Consider the following 17,349-nt stretch of genomic DNA (forward strand, 5'->3'; position numbering starts at 1 on the left):
GCCAAGAAAAAGGCCACGCCGTCACCGGCGTGGCCCGGGGAAAAACCAGCCGGGTCTTCAGCAGCAGCGGCCGCCGGTGCCCTTGTAGCGCGCTGTCTGCCGCTCGCGGAAAAACTCCTCGTAGGTAGGAATCGTCCGATCGGGATGCGCGCGCTTCAGATGCGCCACGTAGACGTCGTAGTCCGGCACGCCGCAGCACAGCCGCGCCGTCTGCACCGCCCACTTCCAGACCGCCTGCACGGCGGCCTGGAGGAGCGCGCGTGGCTGGCGCGGAACGCTCATCGCGGTGCTCACGACTGCGCCACGCTGCTCAATGCCACGTAGGGCTCTTCCTGCGCGGTGGGGCGGTTGGCTTTCATTGCCTTGGCGATCGCGTTGAGCACGAACAGCGCCATCGCCACCACGAGGGCCATGAACAGGCCGGTGAGCGCCATGTCCACGTAGTTGTTGGTGACGATCCGCTGCATCTCCACGGCCGACTTGGCCGGGGCGAGCAGCTTGCCGTCGGCAATGCCCTGGGCGTACTTGTTGGCCGCCGCGGTGAAGCTGATCGGGCCGACCAGCTTCTCGTAACCGGCGGTCATCGTGCACACGATCAGCCACAGCGCCGGGATGCCCGGTGCCCACATGTAGCGCTCGCGCTTGAGCTTCACCACCACCACGGTGCACAGCATCAGGGCGATCGCAGCGAGCATCTGGTTGGCGATGCCGAACAGTGGCCACAGCGTGTTGATGCCGCCCAGCGGGTCTACCGCGCCCTGGTAGAGGAAGTAACCCCACAGCGCCACGCAGATCACCGTGGCCACGAGGTTGCCGGTCCACGACTCGGTGTGCTGCAGCGGCTTGTGGATGAGGCCTGCGATCTCCTGGATCATGAAGCGGCCCACGCGGGTGCCGGCATCGACCGTGGTCAGGATGAACAGCGCTTCGAACAGGATCGCGTAGTGGTACCAGAAGGCCACCATGCCTTCGCCGGGGATGATCCCGTGCAGCAGCTGGGCCATGCCTACCGCCAGCGTCGGCGCGCCGCCGGCGCGGCTGAGGATCGAGCCCTCGCCGATGTCCTTGGCGGTCTGTGCCAGCTGATCAGGGGTCACCACGAAGCCCATCTGGCTGATCGCCGTGGCCGCGCTCTGCACGGTGTCACCGATCAGCGCGCCCGGCGAGTTCATCGCGAAGTACACGCCCGGATGCAACGACGCGGCGGCCACCAGCGCCATGATCGCCACGAAGGCCTCCATCAGCATGCCGCCGTAGCCCACCATCTGCGCCTGGCCTTCATTGGCCAACAGCTTGGGTGTGGTGCCCGAGGCGATGATCGAGTGCCAGCCCGACACCGCGCCGCAGGCGATGGTGATGAACAGGAACGGGAACAGGTTGCCGGCGAACACCGGTCCGGTGCCGTCGATGAACTTGGTCACCGCCGGCAGTTGCAGGGTCGGTGCGGCGATGAAGATGGCGATCGCCAGCAGCGCGATGGTGCCGATCTTGAGGAAGGTCGACAGATAGTCGCGCGGCGCCAGCAGCAGCCACACCGGCAATACCGAGGCGAAGAAGCCGTAGCCGATCAGCATCCACGCCAGGTGCTTGGCGTCGAAGTCGAACATCGGACCCCACACCGGCGAGTCGTAGACCGCCTTGCCCAGCCAGATCGAGCCAAGCAGGAGCACCAGGCCGATGATCGACACTTCGAGGATGCGGCCCGGACGGAACCAGCGCATGTAACCGCCCATCAGGAACGCGATCGGAATCGTCGCGGCCACGGTGAAGGTGCCCCACGGGCTGTGCGTGAGTGCCTTGACCACCACCAGCGCCAGCACCGCCAGCACGATCATCATCAGCACCAGCACACCGAACATGGCGACCACGCCGGGCAACGGCCCCAGCTCGTCACGCAGCATGTTGCCCAGCGAGCGGCCGTCGCGGCGTAGCGACAGGCCCAGCACCATGAAGTCCTGCACGGCGCCGGCAAACACCACGCCGAACAGGATCCACAGCGTGCCGGGCAGGTAGCCCATCTGCGCGGCGAGCACCGGGCCCACCAGCGGGCCGGCGCCGGCGATTGCGGCGAAGTGGTGGCCGAACACCACCCACTTGTCGGTCGGCACGTAATCCAGGCCGTCGTTGCGCAGCACGGCCGGCGTGGCACGGCTGGGATCGAGCTGCAGCACCTTGTTGTTGATGAAGGTGCCGTAGAAGCGATAGCCGATCACGAACACCGAGATCGCCGCGGCGACCAGCCAGATCGCGTTGATCGGTTCGCCGCGGCGCAGCGCCACGACGCCGAGACAACTGGCGCCGATCACGGCAATGAGGGCCCACAGGAGTTTTCCTGCGGGCCCCGTGGTGGATGTGGCTGTCGCTTGCATGGGAGGACCCCTCTGGTGGAGATACCCAAGGGTCACCCTCGCGGCCGGAGTGGTCAATGGTCGCAGGGGCCTTGCCCCATTAGCCTTTGGTCGAATGGTTGTCGCGTCCGTCATGTGGGGTGCGGGGAGGCAGGACTAAACTCGCAGGCCCGCGTCCACAGGAGTCGTGCCATGCGCAGCAACGTTCGATCCGGCCTGCTTGTCCTCGCGCTGGCAGGTGGCGTGCTTCTCGGCGGAACCGCCGCGGCCACCGGCGGCCATGGCCAGTTCAAGGATCTGCTGAACAAGGCCAGGCAGGCCGCGCAGTCCCGCGCAGGCAGCAACAGCGCGACCAGCCAGTTGCCCACCAGCGACATCGCCGCCGGCCTGAAGGAAGCGCTCGCCAAGGGCACCACCCATGCGATCAATTCGCTGGGCCGCGAGGGCGGCTTCTGGAACAACGCCAAGGTGCGCATCCCGCTGCCGGGCAAGCTGGAACAGGCCGGCAAGCTGGCGCGCCAGCTGGGGCAGGGCGCCAAGGTCGACGCCTTCGAGCTGAGCCTCAACCGCGCCGCGGAGAAGGCGGTGCCGCAGGTGGCGGATATCTTCGGCGACGCCATCCGCAAGATGACCCTCGACGACGCCCGCGGCATCCTCTCCGGCGGCGATCATGCGGCTACCGACTTTTTCCGCCGCGTGGCCGGCGATGCGCTGGCCGCGCGCATCCATCCCATCGTGGCGCAGGCCACCGACAGCGTCGGCGTGACGCAAAAGTACAAGGCGTTCACCTCGGGCAGCGGTGGTGGCGCGCTCGGCGATGCGCTGGGCTCGCTCGGCGCGCTGGGCGGCGGGTCCAAGAGCGGCCACAGTCCGCTGGATCTGGATGACTACGTCACGCAGAAGACCATGGACGGCCTGTTCACCACCATCGCCGAGCAGGAGCAGTCGATCCGCCAGAACCCCGCGGCGCGCACCACCGACCTGCTGAAGAAGGTGTTCGGCGGCCGCTGAGCGCGCGGCGGCCTTGCATTTCACTGGCGTGGCCCGCAGTCCAGTCGAATCCCGCCGTGAGGACGACGCATGATCCACGAGATCCTGAAGATGGGCGACCCGCGCTTGCTGCGCGTGGCGCCTTCCGTGCCCGACACGATGATCGGCAGCGCCGAGCTCGACGCACTGATCGCCGACATGTTCGACACCATGCACCACGCCGGCGGCGTCGGTCTGGCCGCGCCGCAGATCGGCGTGGACCTGCAGCTGGTGATCTTCGGCTTCGAGCATTCGGACCGTTATCCCGACGCGCCCGAAGTGCCGCGCACCATCCTGCTCAACCCGGTGATCACCCCGCTCTCGCAGGACATGGAGGAAGGCTGGGAAGGTTGTCTGTCCGTGCCCGGCCTGCGCGGCGTGGTCAGTCGCTACAGCCTGATCCGCTACCAGGGCGTGGACCCGCAGGGCGCGCCGATCGACCGCCGCGCCGACGGTTTCCACGCCCGCGTGGTGCAGCACGAGTGCGATCACCTGATCGGCCGCCTGTACCCCTCGCGCATCACCGACTTCAGCCGCTTCGGCTTCACCGAGGTGCTGTTTCCGGGCCAGTCTCTGGGAGACGACTGACATGCGCGCAATCTGGAACGACACCGTGCTCGCCGAGAGCAACGACACCGTGGTGGTGGAGGGCAACCACTACTTTCCGGCCGAGGCGCTGCGGCGCGAGCATTTTCGCGACAGCGACCGCCACACCACCTGCCCGTGGAAAGGCACCGCGAGCTACTACGACGTGGTAGTGGGCGAGGCAGTGAATGCGGGTGCGGCCTGGTACTACCCCGCGCCCAAGGAGGCGGCGAAGCAGATCGCCGGCCGCGTGGCGTTCTGGAAGGGCGTGCAGGTCATCGACTGAGTCGCCGCGGCGGATCGCCTCCAGGCGTCCCCGCCGGCGCGGCGCCCGGGTATGCTGCGCCGTCGCCAAGTCCAGGGGGATCCGATGTCCGCGTCCGCACCGTCCGCCGCGCCGCTGCGCGGCTTCCGCTACTACGACCTGCTGGTCGGCGGCATGGTCGCCGTGCTGCTGTGCTCCAACCTGATCGGCCCGGCCAAGGTGTGCACGGTGACCTTGCCGCTGCTGGGCGCGCTCACCTTCGGTGCCGGCAACCTGTTCTTCCCGATCAGCTACATCTTCGGCGACGTGCTCACCGAGGTGTACGGCTACGCGCGGGCGCGTCGGGCGATCTGGGCGGGCTTCGGCGCGATGCTGTTTGCCACCTTCATGACCCAGGTGATCCTGCGCATGCCGGCCAGCCCGTCGGAGCCGTTCAACGCGCAGCTGCAGCCGGCGCTGGAAGTGGTGTTCGGCGGCACCTGGCGGATCGCGCTGGCCTCGCTGGTGGCGTACTGGATCGGCGACTTCGCCAACTCCTTCGTGATGGCCAAGATGAAGCTGCTCACCCGCGGCCGCATGCTGTGGACACGCACCATCGGCTCCACCCTCGTCGGCCAGGGCGTGGACAGCCTCACCTTCTACCCGATCGCCTTCATCGGCATCTGGGAAGGGCAGACCATCGTCAAGGTGATCGCCTTCAACTGGCTGATGAAGGTGACGGTGGAGGTGGTGTTCACGCCGCTGACCTATGCCGTGGTCGGCTTCCTCAAGCGCCATGAAGGCGTGGACACGTTCGACGAGGGCACGCACTTCAATCCCTTCAGCCTGAAGGACGAGGGCGAGCTGCGTCGCGTCGAATGAGTCGCGCGGGAACCACTTCGATGCGCCACGCCGGCATCGACCGGTTGCGCGGGCTCGCCATCGTGCTGGTGGTGCTGCACCACCTGGGCCTGCGCATGCCGTTGCGCGACACCGCGCTGGGTGACTGGCTGCCGCGCCGGCTGTTGAATGCGTTGAACTACAACGGCTACGAGGCCGTGTTCGTGTTCTTCGTGATCAGCGGTTTCCTGATCGCGGGCAACGCGCTGGATCGCTGGGGCGACCTGACGCGAATCGATCTGGCCACGTTCTACCGGCGTCGTGCCTCGCGCATCCTGCCCTGCCTGCTGGCGCTGGTGGGCGTGCTGGCGCTGCTCCACGCGCTGAACGTGCCGGACTATGTGATCGAGCGCCCCGGGCAGTCGCTGGGTGGTGCCGTCGCCTCGGCACTGGGCCTGTACCTCAACTGGTATGAAGGGCAGACGGGCTATCTCCCGGGCAACTGGGACGTGCTGTGGTCGCTGTCGATCGAGGAGGCCTTCTACCTCGGCTTTCCACTCGTATGCCTGCTCACGCGCCGGCGTGCGGTGCTGGTGCCGCTGCTGGTGCTGCTCGCGCTGTCGCTGCCGTGGTCGCTGGCGTCGATTGCCGGCAACGAGGTGTGGAAGGAGAAGGCGTATCTGCCGGGCATGGCGGCCATCGCGACCGGGATCCTGGGTGCGTTGTGGGTGCGCGCGTGGCCACCTGCCGCCCGCGATGCCCGCGCGCTGCGCTGGTTCGGTGGCGCGGCGATGCTCGCCATGATGACGCTCACCGCATCCTGGCTGTGGCGCACCATGCGCGACGGCGTGATGCTGATGCTCACCGTCGCGACGCTGTGCCTGCTGGTGGGCATGTCGCCGTCGGCACCTTCACGCAACCGCCTGCGCGGGTTCGGCTGGCTCGAAAGCTGGGGACGACTGAGCTACGAGATCTATCTCACCCACATGTTCGTGGTGTTCACTGCCGTGCGACTGTGGCGTGCCATGGGCGGCGATCCGCGCGCGGGCTTGTGGTGGTACCTGCCCACCCTGCTGCTGGCCTGGTGGCTGGGCTGGCTGGTCGCCCGCGCCTTTTCGCAGCCCTGCGAGCGATGGCTCAGGGGCCGCGGCTCCGTGCCGTCAATTGCAGGCGGCACATCGGCCTGACCCTGGCGCAAGCTTCACTTTGCGCCGACAGGCGTGCGTTCGACGACCAGACCGGCAAGGCGCCTCAAGAAACCTGCGGCTCGGCCGATAGGCCCGGTATGGTATGCCGTGCAACCCGTCGTTCCGCTTGTCCGGACCCGCTCGAGGCCGCCGGCACGGCGGCCTTTGCGGGCCAAGGCCGCGGCCTGGTGGCCGACCACGTCCGGTTGACGGGCGGTGCGGGATGGTGGCCGGCATGAGCCATTTCGACAAGCCACGCGCCGCCGCCGCCGGCAATACCGTCGACTGGGACGATCCGCACCTGCAGTCCCTGCTGAGCAAGACAGAGGGCTGGAGTCTGGACAACCGCGGCGTGTTCTCCCCCGTCGCGTGCGAGGTGCACATGGGGTGGGGCGCGGGCGCCGGCAAGCCGGCCACGCTGGTGTTCGAGCGCGACGGCGTGATGGTGGTGGAGGCCAGCTTCATCATTCCGCGTGGCGAGCAGGTGCGCGTCGATCGCGTGCAGGCCGGCGCACTGCGATCGACCTGGGGCAACGTGGTGGAAGGGCGCGAGGGTCATCGCGCCGACGACCGTGCCAACGGCGTCTACGTGTACTGGGTGCATACACGCTGAAGTAAGTGCCATCGTGGCTGGGGCATGACCCGCACGATGCCGGCTCATTGCCGTGCTGTCGGCTCTTGCGTGCCGGTCAGGTCGTCGGCGAGAGCCAGTTGTCGATGCCGGTATTGCCGGTCGTCCGAGGGCATGCGTCTCCGGCCGGAGTGTCCAGGTCTGCCGGTGTTCTGGCGTGTCACGGCTATGGCGTTCGTTCCGCATGTCGGGTTGCACCGGGTTGGCGGGAGAGCGCGGGGCTGCCATGAACGCGCGTGGAAAACCGGAGCAGCGCTGACCCGCCTGGCGGTTCCGTACGCGAAGAAGGGGCTGGTGCGCCCGCTGCAAAAGGTCGACGTCGCTTGTCGGGACAAAGTAAAGCCGTGCCCTGTCGGACCGGCCCGGGCCATCGATCGAAAACACGCGACCAGCATCCGTCTGGGGATGGTTTTAAAGCGGATTAAGGTGCGAGGCTGCGTATTTCGCACCAATCGTGCGGCGCTCGTCGATCGAAGATGCGCAGTCTCGCATTCCTGCGGAAACACTTGCGGTTTCGCACGAAATTGTCGCCATTAATTGATGTAGTTCGCATTTGTGCGAACGCAATTAATTTCGGCTCGTGGAGTATTTCGCAATACCTTGCGCGGCGGACTATTTAGATGCCCCCGATTCTGATTGCAAGTAGTTGCATTGATTGGACAAATTTGCCTGACAAATTCCGCGTAGATTGCCAGTTCGTCTTGTCCAGATAAGTGAAAAATGCTTGTTGCGCATCGAGTAATGGTCGGATTAATGTCCATCCGCTCGGCGTCTCCCTGGGGAGGGAGGTCGTGCATCTGCATATCGGCTGATATTGCCGCAATGACAGAGATTTTCTGCGTGCGCGGGGCGCGACGCGTAATTCGCGTCTGCATCACATCGATCGCCTATCACTCAACCAGTTTGGGGAGTTTTCGCATGTCCAAATACAGCAGTCGCTGGCTCGGCATTATCGGTGCCGCTGCCCTGCTCGGCGTTTCCGCCGGCGCCATGGCCGGCGCGGCACCGGGCAGTTCCGATACCAATCCGTATTCGCCGGCTTACGGTCATGCCTATCGGCACGGCCCGGTGCCGACCCGTGAGGCACATGATCTGATGCGGTCATGGGCCGCGCTGCACGCCGCCCGGACGTCGGGCACCGCGTCGTCGAAGCTGCTGGGTTTCGGCGGGGGTGTCGACGGGATCGGGGTGACCAGCGGCACGCCCAAGGTCTATCTGGTGGTCTACGGCAGCCAGTGGGGCACCGCCGGCACCGACGCCAGCGGCAACATGACGCTGTCGAACGATGCGGTAGGCGCCGTACCGTATCTGGAGAAGCTGTTCGCGGGTCTGGGCACGGGCGGCGAGCTGTGGTCGGGCACGATGACCCAGTACTGCGACGGCCCGCTGGTTTCAAGTGGCGCGACGTTCTGCCCTTCGGGTGCGCCGCACATCGGTTATCCGACCGGCGGCGCACTGGCCGGCATCTGGTATGACAACTCGGTGTCCTCGCCCTCGCAGGCGACCGGCGCCCAGCTGGCACAGGAGGCGATCAAGGCCGCGCAGCATTTCGGCAATACCACCGCGGCATCCAACCGTTACGTGCAGTACGTGATCCTGTCGCCGAGCGGCACGCATCCGGACGGCTTCAACACCTCCAGTGGCCAGTTCTGCGCGTGGCACGACTGGAACGGTGACCAGGGCGTGAGCTCGACTGTCGGCGACGTGGCGTTCACCAATATGCCGTATGTCTACGACATGGGTACCAGCTGCGGCGAGAACTTCGTCAACAGCGGTGCGGCGGGTGTGCTCGATGGCTTCTCAATCGTGGAGGGCCACGAGTATGCCGAGACCGTTACCGACCAGAACCCGGCCGGTGGCTGGACCAATCTGACCCGCAGGAGCAGCAGCTACGGCCAGGAGAACGGCGATGAGTGCGCCTGGATCTCCTCCGGTCAGGGCAGGTCGGCCGACGTGGTGATGGCCAACGGCACCTTCGCCATGCAGAGCACCTGGTCGAACGACACCAACGAGTGCGACATCGCCCATCCGGTCGTGCAGTAAGACGCGTAATCAGTGCAGAAACGAAAGGGCCGCGGCGTGAGCTGCGGCCCTTTCCGTTTCGTGGCTGGAATTGCTCTGGGCCCCTTGCTCAGCGACGCAGCTGGTTGATCATGTCGCGCAGTTCCAATGCCGCCGCGCGGGCGGAGGTGGCGAAGTCCTCGCCCTGGCCGGCGTAAAGGATGCCGCGCGAGGAGTTGATCATCAGGCCGGTGCGGTCGGCGGTGAGGCCGTGGCGGAGCACGGCCGCCACGTCGCCGCCCTGGGCGCCGATGCCCGGCACCAGCAGTGGCATGTCACCGACGCGGGCGCGGACCTGGCCCAGTTCCTCCGGCCAGGTGGCGCCGCAGACCAGTGCGCAGTTGCCGTTGCCGTTCCACTCGCGCGCGACGGTCTCGGCCACGCGCAGGTAGAGCGGCGCGCCGCCGCAGTCCAGCGCCTGGAAGTCCGCGCCGCCCGGATTGGAGGTGCGGCACAGCAGGATCACGCCCTTGTCGGCGCGCTCCAGGAACGGCGCGATCGAGTCGCGGCCCATGTACGGATTGAGCGTCACCGCGTCGGCGCCGAAGCGCTCGAACGCCTCGCTGGCGTAATGCTGCGCGGTTGAGCCGATGTCGCCGCGCTTGGCGTCGAGGATCACCGGTATGCCGGGGTGCTTGTCGTGGATGTGCGCGATCAGCCGTTCCAGCGTGTCTTCGGCGCGCAGCGCGGCGAAGTGGGCGATCTGCGGCTTGAACGCGCAGGCGAGGTCGGCGGTGGCGTCGACGATGGCTGCGCAGAATTCGAATACCGCGTCGGGCCGCCCCTTCAGCTGCGCCGGCAGCTTGCCCAGCTCGGGATCGAGGCCCACGCAGACCAGCGAATCGTGGCGCTGCCAGGCGTCGGCAAGGGTTTGCATGAAGCTCATCGCGGGTTCCTCGGGAGGGCGGCCGTCAGTACGGCGTGCCGTCCTTGTGCAGGTAGGTCCAGCGCCCGTCGAGGGTGGCGCCCTTGAGATCGACGTCCGGGTAATCGACCGTCTCGCCGACGCAGCGCGCGCCGATCTCCAGGTACAGCACCTCCGCGTCGCTGCGGTTGACCAGCGCGTGGCCGTCGCCGGTACCGGCCTTGAAGCCGGCGCACATGCCCGGGCGCAGCGGTGTCTCGCCGGCGTCGGTGAGCAGGGTCGGCGTGCCCTCGAGGATGTAGACGAACTCGTCCTCGAGGTGGTGTGCATGGCGTAGTGCCGAGTGCGCGCCGGGTCCGAGCCGGGCCAGGTTGACGCCGAAAGCGGTCAGGCCGAACACGTCGCCCAGCCTGCGCCGCAGCCGGTCGCCCATCTGCGCGGCGAACGGCGCGGGATAGCCCGAGCCGGTGCGCGCGGGGGCGTCACCGGCATCGATCGCTATGGGCAGCTTGGTGTCATCCACGGCGTCAGACCAGCTTCTTGTACTTCACGCGGTGCGGGCGGGCGCCTTCGTCGCCGAGGCGGCGCTTCTTGTCCGCTTCGTACTCGTTGTAGTTGCCCGGGAAGAACTCCACGTGGGAGTCGCCTTCGAACGCGATGATGTGGGTGGCGATGCGGTCGAGGAACCAGCGGTCATGCGAGATCACGATCGCGCTGCCCGGGAATTCCAGCAGGGCGTCTTCCAGCGCGCGCAGGGTTTCCACGTCCAGGTCGTTGGACGGCTCGTCGAGCAGCAGCACATTGCCACCCTGCAGCAGGGTCTTGGCCATGTGCAAGCGGCCGCGCTCACCACCGGAGAGGCTGCCGACGATCTTCTGCTGGTCGGTGCCCTTGAAGTTGAAGCGGCCGATGTAGGCGCGCGACTGGATCTCGAAGTTGCCGATGGTGAGGATGTCCGAGCCGCCGGACACTTCCTGCCACACGTTGTTCTTCGGGTCGAGCGCATCGCGCGACTGGTCGACGTAGGCCAGCTTGGTCGTGTGGCCGAGCTTTACCTCGCCCGAGTCCGGCTGCTCCTTGCCCATGATCATCTTCATCAGGGTGGATTTGCCCGCGCCGTTGGGGCCGATCACGCCGATGATCGCGCCGGGCGGCACCTTGAACGAGAGGTTCTCGATCAGCACGCGGTCGCCGAACGACTTGGTGACGTTCTTGAACTCGATCACTTCCTGGCCCAGGCGCTCGCCCGGCGGGATGAAGATCTCGTTGGTCTCGTTGCGGCGCTGGTACTCGACCGAGTTGAGCTCCTCGAAGCGGGCCAGGCGCGCCTTGCCCTTGGACTGGCGGCCCTTGGCGGCCGAACGCACCCACTCCAGCTCCTTCTCGATCGCCTTCTGGCGCGACTTCTCCTGGTTCGCTTCCTGCTTCAGGCGGGCGTCCTTCTGCTCCAGCCACTCGGTGTAGTTGCCCTTCCACGGAATGCCGCGGCCGCGGTCGAGCTCGAGGATCCACTCGGCGGCGTTGTCGAGGAAGTAGCGGTCATGGGTGACCGCTACCACGGTGCCCGGATAGTTCTGCAGGAACTGCTCCAGCCAGTCCACCGACTCGGCATCCAGATGGTTGGTAGGCTCGTCCAGCAGCAGCATGTCCGGCTTGGACAGCAGCAGGCGGCACAGCGCCACGCGGCGCTTCTCGCCACCGGACAGCGGGCCTACCTTGGCATCCCACGGCGGCAGGCGCAGCGCGTCGGCGGCCACTTCCAGCTGGCGTTCCAGCGCGTGGGCATCGTTGGCGGCCAGCAGGTTTTCCAGTTTCTCCTGCTCCTTGGCCAGCGCGTCGAAATCGGCGCCTTCCTCGGCATAGGCGGCGTAGACCTCTTCCAGCCGCTTCTGTGCGTCGAGGATCTCGGACACGCCTTCCTCGACCACTTCGCGCACGGTCTTTTCCGGATTCAGGTCCGGCTCCTGCGCCAGGTAGCCGACCTTGATGCCGGGCTGGGCACGGGCCTCGCCCTGATAGTCCTTGTCCACGCCGGCCATGATCCGCAGCACGGTGGACTTGCCGGCGCCGTTCACGCCCAGCAGGCCGATCTTGGCGCCGGGGAAGAAGCTGAGCGAGATGTCCTTGATGATCTGGCGCTTCGGGGGGACGATCTTGCTCACCCCGTTCATGGTGTAGATGTACTGCATGCTGGCTCCCGAAAGGCGTCCGCAAGCCGCGTTTGCGCGCGGCCCGGCAAGGTAGAGAACAAAGGGAAAAGACTGGCGATTATCGCCGATCGGCCATGTCGCTGCCATGGCGCGGGCCTGCACGCGGCCCGGCATCGGCTCGGCCACGCTCCACGCTCGCTCTTTCGACACGATCCGGGGTGACGGGGGCGATATGGAGGCGGTACGCAGGAGCGCAAGCGTAGGCCGCCGGCTGGTTCGGCTGGACGCCAGGATCGCGCGGCGGGCGCGGCACCTGGGCTGGCCGGGCGTGCTGGCGCACGAGTTCGTCCGCTTCGGCCTCAAGCAGGTCTCCGCCTGCCTGTTCGGCGGGCTGATGGTGGCCCTGCTGGTGGCGAGCTGGCGCTGGTATCCGGCGCACGCGGCGCTGTCGCGCTACGACTTCCTCACGCTGTCAGCGCTGGCGATCCAGCTGGTGCTGCTGGCGACCGGGCTGGAGAGCCGCGAGGAGGCCAGGGTCATCGCGCTGTTCCACGTGGTCGGCACGGCGATGGAGCTGTTCAAGACGGCGGTGGGGTCATGGACGTATCCCGGACCGTCGGTGCTGCACCTGGGCGGGGTGCCGCTGTTTACCGGCTTCATGTACGCAGCGGTGGGCAGCTACATCGCACGGGCGTGGCGGCTGTTCGATTTCCGCTTCAGTCGTCATCCGCCGTTCGGCGCCACGGTGGTGCTGGCCGTGGCGATCTACGTGAATTTCTTCAGCCACCACTATCTGCCGGACGCCCGCTGGCTGCTGTTCGCCGCGCTGGCGGCGCTGTTCGGCCGCACCTGGGTGCATTACCGCATCCGCCGGGTGCATCGGCGGATGCCGCTGCTGCTGGGATTCGTGCTGGTGGCGCTGTTCATCTGGCTGGCCGAGAACGTGGGCACCTACACCCACGCCTGGCTCTATCCCGCCCAGCGCGCCGGCTGGCATCCGGTGCCGCTGGCCAAGCTCGGTTCGTGGCTGCTGCTGATGGTGATCAGCTACGTGCTGGTCTCGGCGGTGCATCGGCGACAGACGCCGCGGCGGGGTGCGGCAAGCGCGCCGGTGGCCGCAAACCGCCGTCAGCGTTAAACTTTCGCGTCCTGTTCCCACCCTGACCCTGCCGAGGCTCCCGAATGTTCCCGAAGGACTGCACGATCGCCGGTTACGACCCCGAACTGGCCCAGGCCATCGCCGACGAAGGCCAGCGTCAGGAGGATCACGTCGAGCTGATCGCCTCGGAGAACTACGCCAGCCCGCGCGTGATGGAGGCCCAGGGCTCCAAGCTCACCAACAAGTACGCCGAGGGCTACCCGGGCAAGCGCTACTACGGCGGCTGCGAATACGTCGATGTGGCCGAGAAGCTGGCGATCGACCGGGTCAAGCAGCTGTTCGGCGCCGACTATGCCAACGTGCAGCCGCATTCCGGCTCGCAGGCCAATCAGGCGGTGTACTTCGCTCTGCTGCAGCCGGGCGACAAGATCCTGGGCATGAGCCTGGCCCACGGCGGCCACCTCACCCACGGTGCCAAGGTCAACCTGTCGGGCAAGATCCTCGACGCCGTGCAGTACGGCGTGGACGCCAACGGCATCGTCGACATGGACGAGGTCGAGCGCCTCGCGGTGGAGCACCAGCCGAAGATGATCGTGGCCGGCTTCAGCGCCTACTCGCAGGTGCTGGACTGGGCGCGCTTCCGCGCCATTGCCGACAAGGTTGGCGCCTACCTGTTCGTGGACATGGCACACGTCGCCGGACTGGTCGCCGCGGGCGTCTACCCCAGCCCGCTGCCGCACGCCCACGTGGTCACCTCCACCACCCACAAGACCCTGCGCGGTCCGCGCGGCGGCATCATCGTCGCCAGCAATCAGGGCATGGGCGCGGCGGCCGAGGAGATCGCCAAGAAGCTGCAGTCGATCGTCTTCCCCGGCATCCAGGGCGGTCCGCTCATGCACGTGATCGCCGCCAAGGCGGTGGCCTTCAAGGAGGCGCTGGAACCCGAGTTCAAGGCCTATCAGACCCAGGTGGTGAAGAACGCGCAGGCGATGGCGAAGACCATCATCGCGCGCGGCTACAAGATCGTCTCCGGCGGCACCGAGAACCACCTGATGCTGATCGACATGATCGGCAAGGGCGTTACCGGCAAGGACGCGGAGGCAGCGCTGGGCAAGGCGCACATCACGGTGAACAAGAACGCCGTGCCGAACGACCCGCAGAAGCCCTTCGTCACCTCCGGCCTGCGCGTGGGCACCCCCGCCGTCACCACCCGCGGCTACCTCGAAGCGGACTGCGTGGAGCTGGCCAACTGGATCTGCGACGTGCTCGACGCGCCGGCCGACGAGGCGGTGATCGCCAACGTGCGCGCCAAGGTCGAGGCGCAGTGCAAGAAGTTTCCGGTGTACGGCTGAGAGCGAGAAGTGAGTTGAGAGGAGCGAGGATTGAGAGAAAGCCGCGCCCGCTGTTGCTTTCCTCTCACTCCTCACTTCTCTACCTTCACTCCTGAGCCTTTATGCATTGCCCCTTCTGCCAGCACGAAGACACCCGCGTGATCGACTCGCGGCTCACCGACGACGGTGCCACCGTGCGTCGCCGTCGCGAGTGTCCGCAGTGCGGCGAGCGCTTCAACACCTTCGAGACCGCCGAGCTGAAGCTGCCGGCGATCGTGAAGAGCGGCGAGCGGCGCGAGGCTTTCGACGAGCGCAAGCTGCGCACCAGCTTCGAGCGCGCGCTGCAGAAGCGCCCGGTCGCCAGCCACGACGTGGACACCTCGGTGCGCGAGATCATCAACGACCTGCGCCGCAGTGGAGAACGCGAGGTGCCGTCGCGCCACATCGGCGAGCTGGTGATGCGCGAACTCGGCAAGCTCGACCAGGTCGCCTACGTGCGCTTCGCCTCGGTCTACCGCCGCTTCGAGGACGTGCAGGCGTTCCGCGAGGAGATCGAGAAACTCGAGCGCGACCTGCCTGAGCTGGAAAAGCTGCAGCTGTCGCTGCTGGGCGGCGATGCGGTAGCCAGGAAGTCGCGCAAGAGCGAGAAGTGAGTGGATAGGGATGAAGTGCGAGAGGAAGCTTCTCTCGTCCGGCCCGGCCGTCTCCCGATGATCTGCGTGATGTGTGCTTCTCTCTCCTGGGGCAGACTGTGTCGCTCCGGCCTCCCGCTCCTGGCTGCTCACTCCTCGCCCTGATGGCATTCACAGCGACCGACCACCGACACATGACGCATGCGCTCGCGCTGGCCGAGCGTGGGCTGTTCACCACCCAGCCGAACCCCCGCGTGGGCTGCGTGATCGCCCACGGCGACGCTGTGGTGGGCGAGGGTTGGCACCGGCGCGCCGGTGGTCCGCACGCCGAGGTGTTCGCCCTGCGCGAGGCCGGCGAGCGGGGGCACGGCGCCACCGCCTACGTCACGCTGGAACCCTGCGGCCTGCACGGCCGCACGCCGCCGTGCGCGGACGCGCTGATCGCCGCCGGCGTGCAGCGTGTGGTGATCGCCGCCGAGGACACTTCGCAGGCTGAAGGCGCGGGGTTGGCGCGTCTGCGCGCCGCCGGCATCACGGTGGAGACGGGATTGATGCGCGAGCCGGCGCGCGAACTCAACGCGGGATTCTTCCACCGCATAGAGCGCGGGCGTCCGTTCGTGCGGGTCAAGCTGGCGATGAGCCTGGACGGCCGCACCGCGCTGGCCAACGGCGCCTCGCAGTGGATCACAGGCGAGGCCGCGCGCGCCGACGGCCAGCGCTGGCGTGCGCGCAGCTCGGCCATCCTCAGCGGCAGCGGCACCATCCTGGCCGACAACCCCCGGCTCACCGTGCGCCTGCCGACGGATACCGAGATCGCGCCGCCGCTGCGGGTGGTGCTCGATCGGCGCCTGCGCACGCCGGCCGGCAGCCACATCCTCGACGCCGCCGCCCCGTCGCTGCTGCTGCATGGGGCCGACGCTGACGTACCGGCGCATCTGGCGGGCGTCGAGCGCACGGTGGTCGGCGAGCGCGGCCGGGGCCTGGACCTGGGCGAGGTGCTGCAGCGCCTTGCGGCGCGGGGCTGCAACGAGGTGCACGTGGAGGCCGGTCCCACGCTCGGCGGGGCGCTGCTCGAAGCGGGCCTGGTGGACGAGCTGCTGGTGTACATCGCGCCGGTGCTGCTTGGCGACGATGCCCGCCCGTTGCTGCACCTTCCAGCGCTCGCGGACATGGACGCACGCTGGAAACTGCAGTTGCTGGACCAGCGCATGCTGGGGAGCGATCTGCGCCTGCGCCTGCGTCCGGCAGGCGCCTGAGCAGTTCACTTCGCGAAGTCGATGCCGATCTTGCCGAAATGCCGGCCCGCGGCGAGATGTTCGAAGGCTTCGCGCAGCTCGCCAAAGCCGTAGACCGCATCGAGCACCGGCTTGAGCCGGATGGCCTCGAGCGCGGCCACCATGCGCTCGTGCTCCGCCAGCGACGCCACCGAGAGGCCTTGCAGCCGCACCCGCTTGAGGATCGCCTGCACCAGCGGCAGCGGCGCCTGCCTGCCGCCCATGAAGCCGACGATGCCCACGAAACCGTGCATCGCCACGGCGTCCATCGACTGCTCGAAGGTGGAGGCACCCACCGTTTCGACCACGGCGTCCACTCCGCGCCCGCCGCTGGCCTCGCGCACGGCGGCGCCCCAGCTCGGCAGCCTGGCGTAGTTGATGCCGAGGTCGGCCCCCAGCACCCGGGCGCGTTCGAGCTTTTCGTCGCTGGAGGAGAGCACGATGGCCCGCGCGCCGCGTGCCTTCGCCAGTTGCAGCGCGAACAGCGAGACGCCGCCGGTGCCCAGCAGCAGCACCGTCTGTCCGCTGGTCAGGCGTGCCTGCTCCAGCGCCGTCCATGCGGTGAGCGCCGCGATGGGCAGCGTGGCTGCTTCCAGTGAGCTGAGGTGCGCGGGCGCGCGCGCCAGCGCATAGGCGTCGTAGCAGGCCAGTTCACGCATGGCCCCGGGACCGGGTCCGCCGAGGTCCGCGCCCTCCCATTCCGGCCGCATCGCGCCGGCGATCCAGCGGGTCTTGTAGAAGGTGGTCACGCGGTCGCCGGGCTTGAAGCGGGCAACGCCGTCGCCGACTTCCAGTACCGTGCCGGCGCCATCCGACACCGGCACCAGCGGCAGCGGCACGTCGCGGTAGAGCTGGCCGTTCACCAGCAGGTGGTCGCGGAAGTTGAGCGAGGCGGCTTCCATCTTCACCAGCACCTGGCCCGGGCCGGGGCGGGGTGCGGGCTGCTCGGAGAGCTGCAGATGGTCCAGGCCAAAACGGGTCAGTTGATAGCTGTGCATGACGGGCTCCGGGTTGCGATGCCGGCGATGGTGGACTGCCCTGCCCGGAGTGATAATCCGCCGGTAAAGCATTTC

Annotated in this window: 17 protein-coding genes; 11 read left to right on the top strand and 6 right to left on the bottom strand. The window is 67.5% G+C overall.

Annotated features, from left to right (window positions below):
- Positions 1–57: 57 nt before the first annotated feature.
- The gene (locus ISP17_RS04170) at positions 58–282 is read right to left on the bottom strand and encodes a YbdD/YjiX family protein (RefSeq protein WP_404630325.1); all 225 of its coding nucleotides are present in this window, start codon (positions 280–282) and stop codon (positions 58–60) included.
- An 8-nt stretch (positions 283–290) separates the two neighbouring features.
- Entirely contained in the window at positions 291–2,369 is a 2,079-nt protein-coding gene (locus tag ISP17_RS04175) for a carbon starvation CstA family protein (RefSeq protein WP_404630327.1), read from the bottom strand.
- A 171-nt stretch (positions 2,370–2,540) separates the two neighbouring features.
- On the opposite strand from ISP17_RS04175, the gene ISP17_RS04180 reads away from it, so the two are divergent.
- The 7 genes from ISP17_RS04180 (at position 2,541) to ISP17_RS04210 (ending at position 8,907) form a co-directional block, all read left to right on the top strand.
- A complete protein-coding gene (locus ISP17_RS04180; protein WP_404630329.1) occupies positions 2,541–3,359 on the top strand; it encodes a DUF4197 domain-containing protein in 819 nt (272 codons plus the stop codon).
- Between the two features lie 69 nt (positions 3,360–3,428).
- On the top strand, positions 3,429–3,965 hold the full coding sequence (gene def / locus ISP17_RS04185) for a peptide deformylase (RefSeq protein WP_404630331.1): 537 nt from the start codon (positions 3,429–3,431) through the stop codon (positions 3,963–3,965).
- 1 nt (position 3,966) lies between these two features.
- Complete coding sequence (locus ISP17_RS04190) at positions 3,967–4,248, top strand: DUF427 domain-containing protein (protein WP_404630333.1); 282 nt, start codon at positions 3,967–3,969, stop codon at positions 4,246–4,248.
- An 84-nt stretch (positions 4,249–4,332) separates the two neighbouring features.
- Positions 4,333–5,088 carry a queuosine precursor transporter gene (locus ISP17_RS04195; protein ID WP_404630335.1) on the top strand — a complete coding sequence of 252 codons (756 nt, stop codon included), beginning with the start codon at positions 4,333–4,335 and terminating at the stop codon, positions 5,086–5,088.
- A gap of 20 nt (positions 5,089–5,108) precedes the next feature.
- A complete protein-coding gene (locus ISP17_RS04200) occupies positions 5,109–6,233 on the top strand; it encodes an acyltransferase family protein (RefSeq protein ID WP_404630337.1) in 1,125 nt (374 codons plus the stop codon).
- A gap of 235 nt (positions 6,234–6,468) precedes the next feature.
- Positions 6,469–6,846, top strand: a complete 378-nt coding sequence (locus tag ISP17_RS04205; protein ID WP_404630339.1) for a hypothetical protein — start codon at positions 6,469–6,471, stop codon at positions 6,844–6,846.
- A gap of 936 nt (positions 6,847–7,782) precedes the next feature.
- Entirely contained in the window at positions 7,783–8,907 is a 1,125-nt protein-coding gene (locus tag ISP17_RS04210; protein ID WP_404630341.1) for a hypothetical protein, read from the top strand.
- Between the two features lie 88 nt (positions 8,908–8,995).
- Here ISP17_RS04210 and pyrF read toward each other — a convergent pair whose 3' ends face one another.
- The 3 genes from pyrF to ettA are packed head-to-tail and all read right to left on the bottom strand — an operon-like array spanning position 8,996 to position 11,979.
- Complete coding sequence (gene pyrF / locus ISP17_RS04215; RefSeq protein ID WP_404630343.1) at positions 8,996–9,811, bottom strand: orotidine-5'-phosphate decarboxylase; 816 nt, start codon at positions 9,809–9,811, stop codon at positions 8,996–8,998.
- Between the two features lie 25 nt (positions 9,812–9,836).
- A complete protein-coding gene (locus tag ISP17_RS04220; RefSeq protein WP_404630345.1) occupies positions 9,837–10,313 on the bottom strand; it encodes a cupin domain-containing protein in 477 nt (158 codons plus the stop codon).
- Between the two features lie 4 nt (positions 10,314–10,317).
- Positions 10,318–11,979 (bottom strand): energy-dependent translational throttle protein EttA, encoded by a 1,662-nt coding sequence (gene ettA, locus ISP17_RS04225; RefSeq protein WP_404630347.1) that lies wholly within the window; start codon positions 11,977–11,979, stop codon positions 10,318–10,320.
- 193 nt (positions 11,980–12,172) lie between these two features.
- Between ettA and ISP17_RS04230 the strand changes: the two genes are divergently transcribed.
- The 4 genes from ISP17_RS04230 (at position 12,173) to ribD (ending at position 16,258) form a co-directional block, all read left to right on the top strand.
- Positions 12,173–13,078: a DUF817 domain-containing protein gene (locus tag ISP17_RS04230; RefSeq protein ID WP_404630349.1), complete on the top strand. Its 906-nt coding sequence runs from the start codon at positions 12,173–12,175 to the stop codon at positions 13,076–13,078.
- A 44-nt stretch (positions 13,079–13,122) separates the two neighbouring features.
- Positions 13,123–14,391 (top strand): serine hydroxymethyltransferase, encoded by a 1,269-nt coding sequence (gene glyA, locus ISP17_RS04235; RefSeq protein WP_404630351.1) that lies wholly within the window; start codon positions 13,123–13,125, stop codon positions 14,389–14,391.
- Between the two features lie 101 nt (positions 14,392–14,492).
- A complete protein-coding gene (nrdR, locus tag ISP17_RS04240; RefSeq protein ID WP_404630353.1) occupies positions 14,493–15,023 on the top strand; it encodes a transcriptional regulator NrdR in 531 nt (176 codons plus the stop codon).
- 173 nt (positions 15,024–15,196) lie between these two features.
- On the top strand, positions 15,197–16,258 hold the full coding sequence (gene ribD / locus ISP17_RS04245) for a bifunctional diaminohydroxyphosphoribosylaminopyrimidine deaminase/5-amino-6-(5-phosphoribosylamino)uracil reductase RibD (RefSeq protein ID WP_404630355.1): 1,062 nt from the start codon (positions 15,197–15,199) through the stop codon (positions 16,256–16,258).
- A 5-nt stretch (positions 16,259–16,263) separates the two neighbouring features.
- Here ribD and ISP17_RS04250 read toward each other — a convergent pair whose 3' ends face one another.
- Entirely contained in the window at positions 16,264–17,274 is a 1,011-nt protein-coding gene (locus ISP17_RS04250) for a zinc-dependent alcohol dehydrogenase family protein (RefSeq protein WP_404630357.1), read from the bottom strand.
- Between the last annotated feature and the right edge of the window lie 75 nt (positions 17,275–17,349).

It is taken from the genome of Dyella ginsengisoli, assembly GCF_044904665.1.
Classification (GTDB): Bacteria; Pseudomonadota; Gammaproteobacteria; order Xanthomonadales; family Rhodanobacteraceae; genus Dyella_A; species Dyella_A ginsengisoli.